This window comes from Bacillus cereus group sp. BfR-BA-01380, assembly GCF_022663535.1.
GTDB classification, from domain to species: Bacteria; Bacillota; Bacilli; order Bacillales; family Bacillaceae_G; genus Bacillus_A; species Bacillus_A cereus_BB.
Map to the genome: position 1 here is coordinate 1 of NZ_JAKUFS010000005.1, position 16,192 is coordinate 16,192.

The following is a 16,192-nucleotide window of genomic DNA, read 5'->3' on the forward strand; positions in this document are numbered from 1 at the left end:
ACCTTTCATGAGAAGGGCGTTCATGAAAGGAAGTTTCACTTTACCCCGCTCAAACGGCTGGTAAGAAGTACAGGCAAGAAGAAAACAAACCATCCGTAAGAGCCCGATTGGCTCAACTAACCTTTCATGAGAAGGGCGTTCATGAAAGGAAGTTTCACTTTACCCCGCTCAAACGGCTGGTAAGAAGTACAGGCAAGAAGAAAACAAACCATCCGTAAGAGCCCGATTGGTTCAACTAACCTTTCATGAGAAGGGCGTTCATGAAAGGAAGTTTCACTTTATTCTTCTATATGAAGAGAAAAGAGGGATGTATGGAACCTTTGCGTATTTTAATGTTGGCATGGGAATATCCTCCGATGATGGTAGGTGGTCTTGGAAGGCATGTGTATGAATTATCACGAGCTCTTGCACATTACGGACATGATGTGCATGTAGTAACTGTACACGAAGAGCAATGTACAACATATGAAAAGATACATGGTGTACATGTGCATCGTGTTTCAGTTGATTATCGTGAAAAGTATCATTTTTATGAGTGGATTACTGCGTTAAACAAATCTATGCTTGCTTATACACAAGAGCTATGTGAAGGTTATGCGTTTGATGTAATTCATGCTCATGATTGGCTTGTTGCTATTTGTGCTATGGATTTACAAAAAAAGAAACGGTTGACTCTTGTTACGACAGTGCATGCAACGGAACATGGACGGAATAGCGGGATTTATACATCATTGCAATGGAAAATACATATGCATGAAAAAGAGCTAGTGAAAGAATCTACTGTTGTGATTGTTTGTAGTCAGTTTATGAAAGGCGAAGTTATGCAGAATTTCGAAATAAATAGTGAAGAAGTTATCGTACATCCTAATGGAATTGATTGTCATTTTTTTCATGCGGTTACGCCTTCGCTAGAAATCATAAAGCGCCATAATTTATCAGATCGATTGGTTGTATTTTCAATTGGTCGTATTGTGAATGAGAAGGGCTTCTATACCATTATTGAGGCAGCACCACATATTACCCAGCGGTACCCGCAAGTTTTATTTATTATTGCAGGTCAAGGAACTATGTTAGAACAGTACCGTGCGGTTGTTCAGGGAAGAGGACTACAACATTCTATTCTTTTTCTTGGTCATATTACAGAAGAAGAGCAACGGGCGTTTTTCCAAAGATGTGATGTATTGTTGATTCCAAGCCTGTATGAGCCTTTTGGAATTGTTGCATTAGAAGGAATGCTCGCAAAGAAACCAGTTTTAGTTTCGCGTGTGGGTGGTCTGCAAGAGATTATTATAGAGGGTGTGAATGGATTTCTAATGAAAGCAGGCTGTGCGCAAAGTTTGAGTGAGAAATTAATATGTATGATAGAGCACCCAGAAATTGCTCAGTGCGTAGCAAATAAAGGATATGAAGATGTTCTTGTTCACTATAATTGGAGTGAAATTGCAAGAGCAACCGCACACACGTATGAAAAAGCAGTTCAACATCATAAATGTGGAGGTTGAATGCCGATGAAGGGGGTTATTTTAGCTGGAGGGAAAGGGACGCGTTTACGCCCGTTAACATGTAACCTTCCAAAGCCCATGTTACCTCTACTACAAAAGCCGGTGATGGAATATAGTATTGAACTATTGAAACGGCATGGTATTCGCGAAATTGCTATTACTGTTCAATATATGAGTTCTGTTATTCAAAATTATTTTGGTGATGGTAGTAAATGGGGAGTGAAACTATATTATTTTGAAGATACTCCTCCTCTTGGTACGGCGGGGAGTGTAAAACAAGCAGAGAAGTTTTTAGATGAGCCATTTGTTGTAATTAGCGGAGATGCCCTAACAGATTTTCACCTATCTAAAGGAATTGATTTTCATAATAGTCATAGTGGAATCGTTACGATGTTTGTTAAAGAAGTAGTGAATCCATCATCTTATGGATTAGTTGTTACAAATCAGCATCATGAAATTATTAAATACATTGAAAAACCAAGTTGGAATGAAGTGATTTCCAATACAGTAAACACCGGTATTTATATTATGAACCCCGACATTTTTTCTTATATTACACCTCATACGTTTTTTGATTTTAGTCATCATGTATTTCCTTTATTAGAAAACAAAGAAGCAATGTATGGATATGTGGCGGATGGATATTGGCTTGATATTGGAACGTTTACTCAATATCGCCAGGCTCAATTTGATTTGCTTACAAAGAAAGTTCATGTACCTATTCCATATACAGAAGTGTTACCAATGGTATGGATTGGAGAAGATGTAACAATTGAAAAGGGAACAAAGATACACGGACCTGCCTTTATTGGTGAGGGAACAACAGTGCAAACAGGAGTTATTATTGAACCGTATTCTATTATTGGTAAGCATAGCTTAATTTCTGCACATACCCGCCTTCAAAAAAGTATTTTACTCGCTCATACGTATGTAGGAAAGCGATGCGAATTGATTGGAACCACAATTGGAGCCAGTACAATTATTGAAGATGGAGTTACTTTATTTGAAAAGAGTGTTGTGGCTGATCAGTGCCGAATTGGTCAGAATACAGTAATTAAGACGAAAGGGAAAGTATGGCCAGAGAAGGTAGTTGAGAACAGTACAATTATTGCTTCATCTGGAATTACAGAACATGAAAATATTTCGTGTTTTTTGCAGAAAAGTCGTATTTGCGGTAGAAGTAATTTAGATATTACGCCGCAAGTTGTCGTAAAATTGGCGATGGCATATGGTTCTTTATTAGCAGAAGGAGAAAGTTTGCTGATTGGCAGCAGTACACATGCGGAAGTGCAAATGTTTAAACATATTTTTTTACATGCTGTTCATACAGTGGGAGTGCATACAATGGAATGCCAAGAAATGAATGAATCTTGCTTCCGATATGCAACCGAGCAAACAAATGTCGTTGGCGGAGTATTTTTTTATAAGGGGCAAGATGAGAAACTTGTTATTCAATTTTATAATGAAGAAGGAATGGGATTAACGTATAAAAAGCAAAAAGAGATAGAAAGTTTGTATATAGCAGAGTCATTTCGATATGTTGATTGTAAAAAAATCGGGAATAACGAAGTCATACATGTTTCTTCAGAAATGTATATTGAATCTGCTTTGAAATTAATAGATGTACCTGCTATAAAAAAACAACAGTTTCATCTTCTTATAAATCAGTGGGATAAAATGTTTCAGCCTTTGCTATTCTCTTTTTTACAGAAAATCGGCTGCACAGTAACGTGGATATATGCCGAGGAACAAAAAGAACACATCAAGTCATTAATGAAATCGAGCCGAGCGGATATGGCTATCATCTTTCGTGAGCAAGGAAATGCATTTGAATTATACGATCCTTATGGGGATATTTACAGAAATACAAATTGTGAAGAGATTGATATTCCTAATTTATTGTTTGAAAAAGAAGAATGTTTCTACCCATTATCATTGAAATTAGGAGAATGTTATCTTCTTTTTTATATGCATAATGAGAATAAGAAGTTATTGCAAATGAGATGGCAGCAAGATATTTTATTTCGAGTTGGTAAATTATTGGAGTTAATTGTTCTTCAAGGGAAAACATTACCAGAAATGTTAGAGCAATACCCACCACTTTATTTATTGTGTGATGAAGTAGTTTGTTCATGGAATGAGAAAGGAAAAGTGTTAGGGATGTTGCTGGGAGATATGGCACAGCGAGAGTTTGAAGTATTAGAAGGAATTAAGTTTACACATGCAGAAGAAGAGTGGTCTTATATTGTTTCGGATGTAAATCAACCGAAGTTTCTCGTGTATTCTCATGCAAGAAATCCAGTCATAGCAAAGGAAAATATGGATAATCTTATTGAAAAAATTAGACAATATCAAAAGGTGTAGAATTTTTGTTTTAAAAGTGGTATTATGGTATAGTCTGATTTAAGTTATTAGTGACTGGAGGGAAATAAGAATGCGTGTAAATATTACTCTAGCATGTACAGAATGCGGAGATCGTAACTATATCTCTAAGAAAAACAAACGTAACAACGCTGAGCGTCTTGAGCTTAAAAAATATTGCAAGCGTGACAAGAAGTCTACGTTACACCGCGAAACAAAGTAAGCAGTAGGAATATTTTCCTACTGTTTCTTTTGTATATAGGGGGAATTCAAAATGAAAGAAGAGAAGAAAAGATTACGAACAGAAATATTACAGCGTATGAATGATTTATCAGAAGAACAGTATACAACTTTATCAGAAAAAATTGCAGATTCTTTATATAAACAACGAGAATGGATTGAGGCTAAAACAATTGGAATTACACTTTCTATGGAGCGTGAAGTAAATACATATGCAATTATTAAAAAAGCATGGGAAGAAGGAAAAGCAATTGTTGTTCCAAAATGTAATCGTGAAACGAGAACAATGACATTCCGTCAAATTACAAGTTTTGAACAATTAGAAACCGTTTATATGAATTTACGAGAGCCAGATCCGTCTATGACAGAAGAGGTATTAGCAGAGGAGATAGATTTACTTCTCGTACCAGGTGTTGCCTTTACCCAAAAAGGAGAGCGTGTAGGGTATGGCGGAGGATACTATGATCGTTATCTTGTGAACTATAAAGGGAAAACGCTATCATTAGTTTTTGATTTTCAAATTGTTTCTCATATTCCAGTTGAACCGTTTGATAAGACAGTGCAGAAAATTATTACAGAAAAAGAAACAGTTTGTATTTTATAACTTATATAGACAAATTATAAATTGACGATTCTTTTTTATGTTTATTATAATAAATTATGTGAACGTTTTCTTATTATGTTTTTATAGTAAATAGACATTTAGAGGGTGAAAAAATGAAATCTATTTATGATATTCAGCAATTATTAAAGCGATTTGGAACGATTATTTATACAGGAGATCGTGTTGCGGATTTACAATTAATGGGTGATGAAGTTCGTGAATTATATAAATCACAGCTTATTGAGCCAAAAGATTATCAAACTGCCTTGTTTTTATTAAAGCAAGAAATTCAAAAAGAAATACATGTAAACACAAATTGAAAAAACGACATAAAGTGAAACTTTAATCAGTGGGGGTTTTCTTCATCCCCCACTGATTATTAGTTGAACCAATCGGGCTTTTACGGGCAGTTTATCTCCCGCCTAACTTCTTTGCTTTTGCTGAATTTTGAGGCGGGAGTATTACTGCCCGTTAATGCGGGATAAAAACAACTTTCTTAAGGTGGGCGAGAGTGTCTGATCATGCATAGAAGCGATCAAATTTCTTTCCTGTCACGTGTCATACGAAAGCAAAGGTGTATATCACTTTTGTGTTTATATGTTGGAAAATCAAAATAAATGTATACAGTAAAACTTTTATTAGCAAATAGCTGGAGAAATAGAGGAAAGAAGGAGAACGGCATGGAAGAGAAATGGTTGGTTGGTGTTGATCTTGGTGGAACAACAATTAAATTAGCATTCATTAGTATTTATGGTGAGTTTATACATAAATGGGAAATCCCAACGAATACAAGTGAACAAGGAAAACATATTACACTTGATATAGCAAAAGCAATTGATAAAAAGTTACAAGAATTAGGTGAGTTAAAAAGCAAACTGGCTGGAATTGGGATGGGTGCCCCGGGACCAGTTCACGGTGCTTCTGGAATGATTTATGAAGCAGTAAACTTAGGGTGGAAAAACTATCCTCTTAAAGATTTATTAGAAGTAGAAACTGGTGTACCAGTTGTCGTTGATAATGATGCGAATATTGCAGCGCTTGGAGAAATGTGGAAGGGTGCTGGAGAAGGTTCAAAAGATATTGTTTGTATGACGCTTGGAACGGGTGTTGGTGGCGGTGTTATCGTAAACGGTGAAATCGTCCATGGTGTAAGCGGAGCAGCTGGTGAAATTGGGCATATTACAGTTGTAACGGAAAATGGTTTTGCTTGTAACTGCGGGAAATCAGGATGCTTAGAAACTGTTTCTTCTGCAACTGGTATTGTACGGGTTGCCATGCAAAAAATGCAGGAAACAGATGAGGCTAGTGTACTACGTTCGGTGTTAGAACAAGAAGGACGCATTACATCCAAAGATGTGTTTGAAGCACTTGCACAAGGTGATGCATTAGCAAAAAAAGTAGTCGAAAAGGTTGCTTCGTATTTAGGACTAGTAGTAGCGAATTTATCTAGCACATTAAATCCAGAGAAAATTGTTATTGGCGGCGGTGTATCAAAAGCAGGTGATGCATTGTTACAACCAATTCAACGCTATTTTGAACAATATGCATTTTCACGTGCTGCTAAAAGTACAAAACTATCAATTGCGACACTTGGTAATGATGCTGGGGTAATTGGCGGAGCATGGCTTGTGAAAAAGTATATTTATGAAGCAAAGTAAAATGAAGCTTTATATTTGTAAAAGATGAGCAAGAAAAGAAAAAGGAAGGGTTTTCCCTTCCTTTTTCATATGTTAGAAATCATGATGTATGTAGAGATTGTAAACAATTGCTTAATGTGTTGGTGGATAACCATTGTTTAGCACTGTCATGACTGTAAACCACCCGAAAACAAGTACAGTTGCAAGGGAAAAGCCTCCAGCAAGAAAGTTCTTGTCTCGTAACGTTTTAAGAGAAGAGTATACAGCTAACAGAGTGACTAACGCAAAAATAATAACAAGGCCCATACATATCCTCCTCTGCTCTCTCGTTTTTTTTTTTTTTGTCTGAGTTTTTGTAATATTTTTTCATTTTTATTGTACATGTTTTCTATATAGTTGTCGAGGTATCGTTTCGTTTCTTATAAGAAGAAAATATTGTATGATGAAAGTGAGTGTAATGACTGGAGGAGATTAAGGATGAATTGGATTCAAATGCCATTAGGACCACTGCAAACAAATGCATATATTTTAAGTAATGATCAAAAAGAATGTATTATTTTTGATCCAGGTAATGAAGGAGAAAAACTTATAAATTATGTAAAACAAGAGCAGTTAAAACCATTAGCTATTTTATTAACACATGCACATTTCGATCATATTGGTGCAGTGGATGAAGTACGTACTGCTTTTCAAATTCCAGTGTATGTTCATCAAGAAGAAGCGGATTGGTTAGGTGATGCTACTACTAATGGTTCACAAATTTTTATGATGAATCGTAGTATTACGGCAAAACCTGCGGATCATATCATTGAGGAAGAAGGAGCATTAACAATTGGTTCGTTTACGTTTGATATGTTTGAAACGCCGGGGCATTCGCCGGGAAGTATTTCGTACTATTGCAAAGAGGCAAACGCTGTATTCTCAGGGGATGTTTTATTTCAAATGAGCATTGGCCGGACTGATTTACCAGGAGGTAGCTTCCAAGAATTAATCATGAGTATTGAAGAGAAGTTATTTGTATTACCCGATGATACAACCGTATTATGTGGGCATGGTCCAGAAACAACCATTGGCTTTGAAAAAGAAAATAATCCATTTTTACAATAAGGGGAACGGCGATGAAGCACGTTCTAAAACAAGCGATGGAAAAAGAAGAAGACCAGTCTATTTCTTATAATACATATATGAGCCTTGCTTTATATGACGTAAATAAAGGCTATTATATGAAAGAACGTGAAAAAATTGGCAGGCAAGGAGACTTCTTTACAAGTAGTAATGTGTCCTCTGTTTACGCAAAAACATTTGCTCATTTTTTTATTCGGCTTGTAAAAGCAGGAGTTGTTTCACCTCATATATGTGAAATTGGTGGTGGAACGGGGAGGTTTGCATATGATGTGTTGCAAGAGTGGCAAACGATATCCCCTGATACGTTTGTAAACATGCAATATTCTATTATAGAAGTGAGTCCATTTCATAGAAGGTTGCAAAAACAGCAACTTATTTCTTTTACAAATGTTTCGCAATATGCATCCTATGATGAATTGGATCCCGCTTTTACAGGAATTGTTTTTTCAAATGAGTTGTTTGATGCGTTTCCTGTAGAAGTAATTGAGAAGCAGGAAGGAATGTTATATGAAGTACGCGTAAAGTATAACAGTGAAGACAGACTTATTGAAGTGTTGCGCCCGTTACATAATGAACAGATTATAAGCTATTTACAAAGACACCAAATTCAATTGCATGAAGGACAACGATTTGAAGTGCCATTACAAATGAATGTCTATGTAAAACAGCTTACAAGATGGTTGCAAGAAGGCTTACTTATAACAATCGATTATGGATATACAAATGAAGAATGGATGCACCCAGCTCGTCGTGAAGGAAGTTTACGAAGTTATTATGAGCATCAAATGATTCGTAACCCTCTTCAATTTCCAGGAGAGATGGATATAACAACTCATATTCATTGGGATGCATTGAAGGTTGCCTGCGAAGAGCAAGGCTTACAAACAGTATGGCATACGAAACAAAGAGAATTTTTGTTTGCTGCAGGAATTTTAGAACAACTTGTTAATCATGAAGATCGTAATCCATTTTCTGATAATCAAAAGAAAAACCGTGCGATTCATTCTATGATTTTACAAGGTGGAATAAGTGATGCTTTTGATGTTGTCATTCAGCAAAAGGGGTTGCCTCATTTCAATCTAGAGCATTATCTGCATATCTTTTCATAAAACGAGGCGCAGTGTAAAATACTGCGCCTCGTTTCATAGGTAAATACGACATTTTGTTTAGGATTATGTAGTATGTTTATATTTCACCTCATGATATATATTTATATTAAAGATATGAGATGAAAAATACATACATAATACGCCTATTGTTTATTTGAATACACCTAGCCTAGTAATACACGAACTAATTGAATAATTGTTTCATTTTCTACTTTGTAGTAAATTTCCAATCCTTTTCTTTCACTTGAAACAATTTTAGCGCTTTTTAACTTCGCTAAATGCTGAGAAATTGTAGATTGGGGCATGTTTAAGCCTGTATACATTGTAGAAACATTACTTGGTCCTCGCTCAATCAATCCTTTTACAATACATAAACGAACTGGATGAGCAAGTACTTTTAATAATTCTGCATTGTTTTCATATAGTTCTAATTCCTGTTGAAAGGTTTCTAACATATTTTCTCCACCTCCATGTGTACTATTATACCCATACTATACATAACAAAATTCTAAACCAAAGAGAATAGTTGTTGCAAAAAAAATGCTCTAAAGTAAAGAAATTGTAAGAAAAGAGACTGTGATGTAAATAAATTGGGTAAATCTAGACGTTTTTCCATTAGGATAAAGCAGTACTTATAGATGTTAATCATAAATATTTTTGTTCTCGATAAAAAATATTTTCATTTATATTACAATTTTACCATATTTTATTTTTCTTTCAACAATAGAAATGAAAAAATTTTTCGATAATTCAAAAGGAATTATATATATTAATCTGGAAATTAATTGAGATAGAAAGAAGGGATAATCATGAGAATGGAATTTTTAGGAACAGGCGGTGCTATACCAACTCCAAGGCCAGGGAGTTATAGCAAAGTAAGTAAAGAAGCGAGAGAGAAAGGTTTACCATATAGTAGAATGGGACCAAGTGTTTTTATTCACGATCTCGGCTTATTAATTGATACGCCAGAGGAAGTCCGCTTGCAATTAGAGCGATCTCAAATTTTGAAAGTAGAAGCCGGGATATACTCTCATTGGCACCCAGATCATACAATGGGCCGGAGAATTTGGGAAACAATGGCGTTTGAAACGAACAGAGCTTGGAGTACTGCCGTATATGTACCAGAGCAAGTAGCAGAAGATATGAAAAAATTTTTAGGATCGTGGGACCATCTGCAATTTATGCAGCAGCAAGGATGGATTGATTTAATTATATTACAAGATGGGCAATCTTTCGTGAAAAATAAAGTAAAAGTTACTCCATTTCGTTTATATGAACAATATGTGTATGCATTCTTATTAGAAGAAAAAGAAAAGCGAGTACTTATTGCCATGGATGAATTATATAAATGGGAACCACCTGCTCATTTAATTGGTAATTTAGATGTAGCTATTTTACCAATGGGAATTGCCGAGTTTGATTGGAAGACGAAAGAGCAAATAAGAGACCGTGTTTTTATTGAACGCATACGGGAAGCGACGTTTGAAGATACGCTAGAAGTAGCGAAGCAATTACGAGCAAAGCATACAATTATTACGCACATTGAAGAAGTAGAAAACCTTGGATATGACGAACTGAAAGAAATGGAAGCTGAATTACGAGCGGAAGGTATGAATATAACATTTGCTTACGATACAATGCAAATTGAAGTTTAGAGGGGGTGCATGCATGGCTCCAACAACAGGAAATCTCTATGAAAACACAGCTAGGTTTTATGATTTCGAAGAGAGACGAGATCATAGAGAAGTATCTTTTTATCTCGAAAGAGCTTCTAAATTATCGGGTGATATTTTAGAAATTGCTTGTGGGACAGGAAGAATTACGTTACCGTTAGCTCAGGCTGGTTTTTCGGTATGGGGAATTGATTTATCCGAATATATGTTACATTTACTTAAAGAAAAGCTACATGCTATGTCTAGTGAAATTCAGAAGAAGGTTCATCTTCAGCAAGCAAATATGACGAATTTTACGATGAATAGGAGCTATGATTTCATTTTAATCCCGGGTATTTCATATCAAGCACTTCTACACAAAGAAGATCAAATAGAGTGTTTGAAAATGGTATATAAACATCTTAAAGCTGATGGAGAATTTATTTTCAATGTATTTCGCCCTTTTAAAAAGTTAGATGAAACTTGGATTCAACCTGAAATGTTGCAATGGGAAAAAATAGATCTGCAAACAGGAAGTACCATTCAAAAATTTCATATCGCCCGAGCGATTGATGTGGAAAATCAAATTATTTATCCAGAATATATATTTCGGATTACACATGAGAACGGAACAAAAGAAGAATTAAAAGAACAGTTGTCTCTCAAGTATTATTACTATGAACAAATAACGGATATGATTCAAGCTGCTGGATTTACAATTGCTGAGCAATATGGGAATTATGATGGCTGCTCTATTGAAGAAGGGTCAGAGATGATTTTTGTTTGTAGGAAGTAATTATTCATGTATTGTTGCAGATATGTATGATAAATAAAAGGGTTTCTTTCTCATTTAGAAGAATGTGTTGATGGAAACTTATTTTACTAGTGATGGGAGAGAAAGAATACATTATGTTACTTTCAATTCTAAAAGCTAATAATCAAGATGTGAGCGTTATTTTAAAGCATTCTGCAGCTGGGGTATATGAAAGTACTGGTAATACAGTCAACCTTCCAGAAGAAAAGGTATATGCAATGTTTACCTCTATACTGGAAAAAGGGGGATATTATCTAGTAGCCAAAGAAGAGGATCAAATACAAGGATGGATTCTTCTTGGTCAAAATAAAGATTACTTTACAGATGTAATTCATGGATTTATTTACGATATATTTGTCTTGCCTGAATATCGTGGAAAAGGATTATCTAAGATGCTTATCCAGTATGGAATTGAGGAGTTCAAATTAAAAGGCTATGAAGAAATAAGTTTAAATGTATTTGCAGCGAATACAGCGAAAGAATTATATAAAAGATTAGGATTTAAGGAAACTCAAATCTTAATGAAATTATCAATTTAATATAGAAAAGCTAGATGAATTTTCTTCATCTAGCTTTTTTATTTCTACTAAAGGGAGGTATGTGTTTTTTAAGTCTATAATTATTTTTCAAAAGATCAATACTTATCATTTTAATTTAAGTCGCTGCTATACAGAACAAAGAATGACCTGCATTCGCTTTCTCCCTTTGTTTTAACCTTTGCATGTGGCAGGAAAAGGCTCTGATCACTTCTACGCATGGCCAGGTGCTCTCGCCCGCCTAAAAGGAAAGGGATTTTATGTTGGTTTTTAAATTTGTATTTATATGAGTTTCCAGTCTAATCTTTTTTTACATATTCCCAAAAGAATTTACCTTCCTCAAAAAATGAGAAGGGTGAAGCCTAATGAGTAGGGAGGGGATGAATTTTGGCTGGTGTAAGCCAAAGGAATGAAAAAGGAATTTCTTCAAATCAGATAGAATGTATGTAAAGAATACTTTTGATCTCAAAGTTATTGTTTATCGACTGTAGGCGGTGCACCATTAGAAATGCTAAAACAATACATCGAAACACAAAAAACTAACGAGAGGTGATGACAATGTTGTTAAATCAAAAATACGAAATTTTTCCAACAGAAGCACAAAAAGAAGTGTTAGACCGTTGGTTACAATATTGTCGCCAAACCTACAATTCTGCCTTACTAGACAAAGAACGGAAATATAAGCAAAACAAAGAAAATTACGATCGTTATGATATGCAAAGACAACTTACATTGGACAAGAATACGTATCCTTTTCTAAAAGAAGTGCCTTCTCAGCCTTTGCAAGAAGTTTTTGCACGTCTGAAAAAAGCTTTTGATCATTTCTTTCGTAAAGATGCAAAGTATCCAAAACAGAAAAAGTATAAAGACTATAATAGTATGACGTTTTCTCAATTTGGATTCAAACCAAACGGAAAGCATCGCTATGCCATGTCTTTTTCTGATAACGGAAGGTTATACAATAAAAAATTGGGAGAAATAGATATCCTACTTCATAGACCACTCGAAGGAATAATCAAGCAACTGATTCTCAAACGTCAAGGGAAAAGATGGTACGCTATTTTCTGTGTCGAAAGACAAGTGGTGCCATCTGATATCGATACCAATCGTGTGATAGGAATTGACGTGGGATTACATAAGTATGCCGTTCTTTCTAACGGTTCAGAGTTTGAAAATCCTAGATTTCTCCGTGAAAAAGAAAAACAACTCAAGAAAGCAGGGCGGAAGCTTTCTAAGAAGAAAGAAGGTTCTGCTAACTTCATGAAACAGGCCGAGCGTATTCGTAAGCTACATGAAAAAGTAGCGAATCAGCGCAGAGATTTTCTTCATAAACTCAGTTACAATCTAGCGAAAGAGCATTCCGTTATCGTTGTAGAAAATCTGAACATTCGTAACATGGTTAGAAACAGAAAGCTATCGAAGTCTATTTCTGATGCTGGGTGGGGAATGTTTCGAAACATGCTTGCTTACAAATGCGAAAATCATGGTGGTGTACTCATCAAAGTAGAACCAAAGTATACTTCACAAGACTGTTCTGTTTGTAAGAATCGTGTGAAGAAGTCTCTTTCCATTCGTACCCATATTTGTACAAAGTGCGGAACGGTATTGGATAGAGACTATAACGCGAGCCAGAATATCTTACAAAAAGGATTAGAAGAATTGCTTGCCACAAACTAAAACCTATAAACTGTAGGGCAAGGTTATGTCCGAACAGTATAATCTAAGCCTGTGGAGACTGTGTAAGACACGGTGGCCCCCCACTATGCAACGGTCTGTGAAACAGGAAGCCCCTGCTTCAATCAGACCGTAAGGTGGATAAGGAGGGGTTATTCACGAAATAATAAATTCTTCTACATACGTAAGTGCATGCTCAAAGTCCGCAATTAAATCGTCTGCGTTTTCTAATCCAACCGATAAGCGCAGCAATGAATTTGAAATTCCTCGTTTTTCACGTTCTTCTTGTGACATGGCAGCGTGTGACATTTTTGCTGGATAGGAAAGAATCGATTCAACAGCCCCTAAACTAACTGCGAATACGGGAAGTTGAATGTGTGCTAGAAATTGTCGCAGTGCATGTTCAGATTCTAGTGTAAAGGAGAGGACCGCTCCTGCTGATTTTGCTTGATTGTGTTGCGTTTCATATCCAGGGTGTGACGGTAACCCGGGATAATAGATATCTTTAATTTTGGGATGCTGCTGTAAATAACAGGCGATTTTTTCAGCACCTCGTGAAGAATGCTCTAAGCGGACGTGCAATGTTTTTAAACCGCGAAGGACAAGGGAGGAATCTTGTGGTCCTAATATAGCTCCAAAAGAATTTTGTAAAAATCCCACTTTTTTTGCGAGTTCTTTATCTTTTACGACTGCTAATCCTGCGGTAACATCACTATGACCTGCAAGGAATTTTGTTGCACTATGGAGAACGATATCAGCCCCAAGTTCTAATGGTTTTTGGTATAGCGGTGTTAAAAATGTATTATCAACAAAAGTGAGCGCATGAGCAGATTTTGCAAACTCGCAAACGGCTTTAATATCCGTCACTTTTAATAATGGATTGGATGGTGTTTCGATGTAAAAGACTTTTGTATTTAGACGAATGTTTCGCTTTATTTCTTCTAAATTTGTCATGTCAACGAATGTGTGTGAGACGCCATAACGAGAGAGAACTTCCGTTATAATTCGGTATGTACCTCCGTACACGTCTTCAGAAATAAGGACATGGTCTCCTTGAGATAAAAGAAGAAAAGCAGTGGAAATAGCAGCCATGCCTGATGAGAAGGCAAATCCTTTGCTTCCGCCTTCTAATAAAGCGATGAGTTCCTCGAGAGCTTCGCGCGTTGGATTTCCAGAACGACTATAATCATATCTTCCAAATGTATCTACATCAAATTGATGAAACGTAGATGTATTGTAAACAGGAACATTTACAGCACCTGTTTGTTTGTCATGCTTAAAACGATTATGAAGTAAAAGTGTATCTAGGGAATAACTCATGTTCTCACCTCTTCTTTTACTTGTTTTAATGCTTGCTGTAAGTCTTGAATTAAATCATCTTTGTTTTCAATTCCTACGGAGAAGCGGAGCAGACGATTACAAACGCCTCGTGCGATGCGAATATCTTCTGGTATATCGGCGTGTGTTTGTGTTGCGGGGTATGTAATAAAGCTTTCTACACCGCCAAGACTTTCTGCAAATGTAATAAGAGAAAGAGATTGTAAGAACGGATTAATCCACGCTTCTTCTCGTAGTTTAAAAGAGAGCATACCGCCTTTTCCTGGGTAAAATACATCGGTTATAGATTCTTCTTCTTGTAAAAAGACAACAATTGCTTTTGCGTTCTCTTCATGCTGCTTCATGCGCAGTGCTAATGTTTTCATGCCGCGTATTAAAAGCCAAGAATCAAATGGGCTTAACACAGCTCCAGATGCGTTGTGATAGTGAGCGAGTTCTTCACATAATTTTGCGCCTTTTGCAACAACGAGCCCGCTTAATACATCATTATGACCGCCTAAATATTTTGTAGCGCTATGCAGGACAATATCGGCACCTGTTGTTAATGGTTGTTGTAAATAGGGGGTGTAGAATGTGTTATCAACAATAAGGAGCAAGTTGTGACGTTTTGCAACAGTAGCAACTGCTGCAATGTCCGTTATTTGCATCAGTGGATTAGTGGGAGTTTCTATGAAAATTGCTTTTGTATTCGGTGAAATTGCATTTTCGATTTCTCGTATCTGTTGGGTATTTACGTATTTACATCGAACATCCCATTTTTGTTCGTGTTCTGTAAATAGACGATACGTTCCGCCGTATAAATCTTCAGATACAATAAGTTCATCACCAGAGCGGAATAGTGAAAGGACAAGAAGTACAGCAGCCATTCCTGAGCTACAGGCGTAGCCTTGTTCTCCCTGTTCTAAGTCAGCGATTGCGAGTTCTAATAGAAGGCGCGTTGGATTTCCAGTTCGGGAATAATCAAATCCTGTTGACTTTCCGATTCCTTCGTGGCGATACGCAGTGGAGAAGTAAACGGGTGGATTGACTGCTCCGGTTGTTGCTTCACTGCGATTTCCAATTTGGGCAAGCTTTGTTTCCATTGTAGACATAATAGAATTCCTCCTTAGTGCAAAATAAAAAAGCCTTCTAAGAAGAAGGCTTATATACGGCGAATATAGTCTTCTTCTTATCTGTCAAATCATTTCTCAATTTGCTGGAATTAGCACCTTATTAACAATAAAAAGCTTGTTAATGGTTGCTGAGGCGTCATTGGGCCAGTCCCTCGACCTCTCTCGATAAGAATTCGAAATATGAAGTTTTTGATTATGCTTTTTACTTTACAATAAAGTTAGAAAGAAATGCAACTATTTTTTGAATAATTTTACTTTTCTTTATTTTCATTGACTTTCGTATTTTAACATGCTAAATTAGTGAAAAAATTAACAAAGATTGTTAATAAGTGAACGGATGATGTTTACTTTTTGTAATTATAATCGAATAAAACTCTTATTAAGAGTGGTGGAGGGAAAGGCCCTGTGAAACCCAGCAACCTTCAAACAACATGTTTGAAACGGTGCTAAGACCTGCGGAACAAATTGTTCTGAATGATAAGAGGAGG

The 16,192-nt window shown here is 36.1% G+C and carries 16 protein-coding genes, 1 pseudogene and 2 riboswitches; of the genes and pseudogenes, 13 read left to right on the forward strand and 4 right to left on the reverse strand.

Annotation, left to right across the window (positions count from 1 at the left end; genetic code table 11):
* Positions 1-260 precede the first annotated feature (260 nt).
* The 6 genes from MR076_RS06060 to MR076_RS06085 all read left to right on the forward strand — a co-directional run bounded on the left by MR076_RS06060 (position 261) and on the right by MR076_RS06085 (position 6,365).
* On the forward strand, positions 261-1,502 hold the full coding sequence (locus MR076_RS06060) for a glycosyltransferase family 4 protein (protein WP_242218696.1): 1,242 nt from the start codon (positions 261-263) through the stop codon (positions 1,500-1,502).
* Between the two features lie 6 nt (positions 1,503-1,508).
* A complete protein-coding gene (locus MR076_RS06065; RefSeq protein WP_242218698.1) occupies positions 1,509-3,866 on the forward strand; it encodes a sugar phosphate nucleotidyltransferase in 2,358 nt (785 codons plus the stop codon).
* Between the two features lie 70 nt (positions 3,867-3,936).
* Entirely contained in the window at positions 3,937-4,086 is a 150-nt protein-coding gene (gene rpmG / locus MR076_RS06070; RefSeq protein ID WP_012095458.1) for a 50S ribosomal protein L33, read from the forward strand.
* A 51-nt stretch (positions 4,087-4,137) separates the two neighbouring features.
* Positions 4,138-4,707, forward strand: a complete 570-nt coding sequence (locus MR076_RS06075) for a 5-formyltetrahydrofolate cyclo-ligase (RefSeq protein ID WP_242218701.1) — start codon at positions 4,138-4,140, stop codon at positions 4,705-4,707.
* A 113-nt stretch (positions 4,708-4,820) separates the two neighbouring features.
* Entirely contained in the window at positions 4,821-5,027 is a 207-nt protein-coding gene (locus MR076_RS06080; RefSeq protein ID WP_242218703.1) for a YqgQ family protein, read from the forward strand.
* A 360-nt stretch (positions 5,028-5,387) separates the two neighbouring features.
* Positions 5,388-6,365: an ROK family glucokinase gene (locus MR076_RS06085; RefSeq protein WP_242218705.1), complete on the forward strand. Its 978-nt coding sequence runs from the start codon at positions 5,388-5,390 to the stop codon at positions 6,363-6,365.
* Between the two features lie 111 nt (positions 6,366-6,476).
* On the opposite strand, the gene MR076_RS06090 is transcribed toward MR076_RS06085, so the two are convergent.
* Complete coding sequence (locus tag MR076_RS06090) at positions 6,477-6,650, reverse strand: DUF2759 domain-containing protein (RefSeq protein WP_242218707.1); 174 nt, start codon at positions 6,648-6,650, stop codon at positions 6,477-6,479.
* A 171-nt stretch (positions 6,651-6,821) separates the two neighbouring features.
* Here MR076_RS06090 and MR076_RS06095 point away from each other — a divergent pair, with 171 nt between their 5' ends.
* Positions 6,822-7,451, forward strand: coding sequence for an MBL fold metallo-hydrolase (locus MR076_RS06095; RefSeq protein ID WP_242218709.1), 630 nt, complete (start codon positions 6,822-6,824; stop codon positions 7,449-7,451).
* A gap of 11 nt (positions 7,452-7,462) precedes the next feature.
* Complete coding sequence (locus MR076_RS06100; RefSeq protein ID WP_242218712.1) at positions 7,463-8,578, forward strand: class I SAM-dependent methyltransferase; 1,116 nt, start codon at positions 7,463-7,465, stop codon at positions 8,576-8,578.
* A gap of 164 nt (positions 8,579-8,742) precedes the next feature.
* On the opposite strand, the gene MR076_RS06105 is transcribed toward MR076_RS06100, so the two are convergent.
* Positions 8,743-9,033 (reverse strand): ArsR/SmtB family transcription factor, encoded by a 291-nt coding sequence (locus MR076_RS06105; RefSeq protein WP_020062633.1) that lies wholly within the window; start codon positions 9,031-9,033, stop codon positions 8,743-8,745.
* A gap of 354 nt (positions 9,034-9,387) precedes the next feature.
* Here MR076_RS06105 and MR076_RS06110 point away from each other — a divergent pair, with 354 nt between their 5' ends.
* The 5 genes and pseudogenes from MR076_RS06110 (at position 9,388) to MR076_RS06125 (ending at position 13,257) form a co-directional block, all read left to right on the forward strand.
* Entirely contained in the window at positions 9,388-10,233 is an 846-nt protein-coding gene (locus tag MR076_RS06110; RefSeq protein ID WP_242218714.1) for an MBL fold metallo-hydrolase, read from the forward strand.
* A gap of 13 nt (positions 10,234-10,246) precedes the next feature.
* Positions 10,247-11,026, forward strand: coding sequence for a class I SAM-dependent methyltransferase (locus tag MR076_RS06115; protein WP_242218716.1), 780 nt, complete (start codon positions 10,247-10,249; stop codon positions 11,024-11,026).
* 113 nt (positions 11,027-11,139) lie between these two features.
* Complete coding sequence (locus tag MR076_RS06120; RefSeq protein ID WP_242218719.1) at positions 11,140-11,583, forward strand: GNAT family N-acetyltransferase; 444 nt, start codon at positions 11,140-11,142, stop codon at positions 11,581-11,583.
* 469 nt (positions 11,584-12,052) lie between these two features.
* A pseudogene (locus tag MR076_RS26765) lies at positions 12,053-12,133 on the forward strand (IS200/IS605 family transposase); the annotation flags it as partial.
* A complete protein-coding gene (locus tag MR076_RS06125) occupies positions 12,133-13,257 on the forward strand; it encodes an RNA-guided endonuclease InsQ/TnpB family protein (RefSeq protein ID WP_242218721.1) in 1,125 nt (374 codons plus the stop codon). The pseudogene MR076_RS26765 and the gene MR076_RS06125, both read left to right, overlap by 1 nt.
* A gap of 153 nt (positions 13,258-13,410) precedes the next feature.
* On the opposite strand, the gene metC is transcribed toward MR076_RS06125, so the two are convergent.
* Together metC and MR076_RS06135 are read right to left on the reverse strand one after the other, a co-directional pair.
* Positions 13,411-14,574, reverse strand: a complete 1,164-nt coding sequence (gene metC, locus MR076_RS06130; RefSeq protein WP_242218723.1) for a cystathionine beta-lyase — start codon at positions 14,572-14,574, stop codon at positions 13,411-13,413.
* Positions 14,571-15,683: a methionine biosynthesis PLP-dependent protein gene (locus tag MR076_RS06135; RefSeq protein ID WP_242218725.1), complete on the reverse strand. Its 1,113-nt coding sequence runs from the start codon at positions 15,681-15,683 to the stop codon at positions 14,571-14,573. Before MR076_RS06135 ends, metC begins: the two co-directional genes overlap by 4 nt.
* Before the next feature lie 74 nt (positions 15,684-15,757).
* A riboswitch (SAM riboswitch) is annotated at positions 15,758-15,876 on the reverse strand.
* Between the two features lie 201 nt (positions 15,877-16,077).
* Positions 16,078-16,188: riboswitch (SAM riboswitch) on the forward strand.
* Positions 16,189-16,192 lie beyond the last annotated feature (4 nt).